This window comes from Vibrio sp. Vb0349, assembly GCF_033338975.1.
Window position 1 is genome coordinate 1 of record NZ_JAWOTS010000353.1, and the last position, 1,147, is coordinate 1,147.

A 1,147-nucleotide genomic window follows, 5' to 3' on the forward strand; every position below is an offset into this window, starting at 1 on the left:
AAAAGCAGAATATTGTGCTTCGCTTTTTCCCCCTAATGTCTATTTATCAGCTAGTTATTACTCTGTTCTCATTTATATCCATGACTCAAGGAGAGGAAAATGAAGGTCACTCTACTTCACGGAGCGGTGGTCGCTGCACTCAGTGTTAGCTATCAAGCTCAAGCCTACAACTGTCAAAGCCTGCCTGATTGGGATAGCACTGCGATCTACACCTCAGGCACTCAAGTGAAAACTCAAGGTGCCGCCTATGAGGCCGCTTATTGGACACAAGGTAACGACCCCGTCACCAACTCAGGCTCATGGGAAGCGTGGAAGGCATTAGGTCAATGCGATGGCGGAAACAGTAATCTGTCACCAACGGTGTCCTTCTCTTCTCCAACGAACAACGCGCACATTCCTGAAGGCAGCGCCATTACTCTGTTAGCCAATGCGTCCGACGAGGACGGACAGGTCACACAAGTGGAGTTTTTAGCGGGTGACAAAACCGTTGCTATCGTCACCCAAGCGCCATTTGAGGCATCTTGGACTGCGGCCCAAGGCGTTTCTCAACTCACAGCGATTGCGACAGACAATGAAGGCGCAGTAACCTCCACAACGGTTGCTATCGTCGTTCAGCCTCAAGTAGAGCTGCCGCCACCTAGCATTACTCTCACTAGCCCAACAGGTACGGAAACACTGAGTGTGGGGGATAACCTAACCGTTACTGCTCAAGCTGATGACTTTGATGGCGTAGTTACTCAAGTTGAATTCTTTGTTAACAACCAATCCGTCGCCATTGATACCAGTGCACCTTACGAATACCAATGGACAGCGAGTGTTGGTACGCACTCATTTAAAGCTCAAGCAACAGATGACTCTAATCTCTCTACCACGAGTCAAGAAGTGGCGCTTGTCGTCACGAATTCAGAAACAGGCAATGGTGGGTGTGCTGATTCTGTCCCTTACGTAGCAGGCACGCGTTATGAAATAGGAGCTCTGGTTTCTAACCTTAACCAAAAATATCGTTGTGACGTTGCGGGTTGGTGTTCGTCCGATGCAACATGGGCCTATGAGCCAGGTGAAGGCCTGTACTGGAAAGATGCTTGGACTGGCCTAGGGGCGTGCTCAACACCGCCTCAAGTTACCATTACCGCCCCAACTGATGGAC

1 protein-coding gene is annotated in these 1,147 nt (G+C 49.9%); it reads left to right on the forward strand.

The window, feature by feature from the left end:
• Positions 1 to 99 precede the first annotated feature (99 nt).
• Positions 100 to 1,147 (forward strand): Ig-like domain-containing protein (locus R7Q47_RS25790; RefSeq protein WP_318090202.1); only part of this gene is annotated, 1,048 nt, incomplete at its 3' end.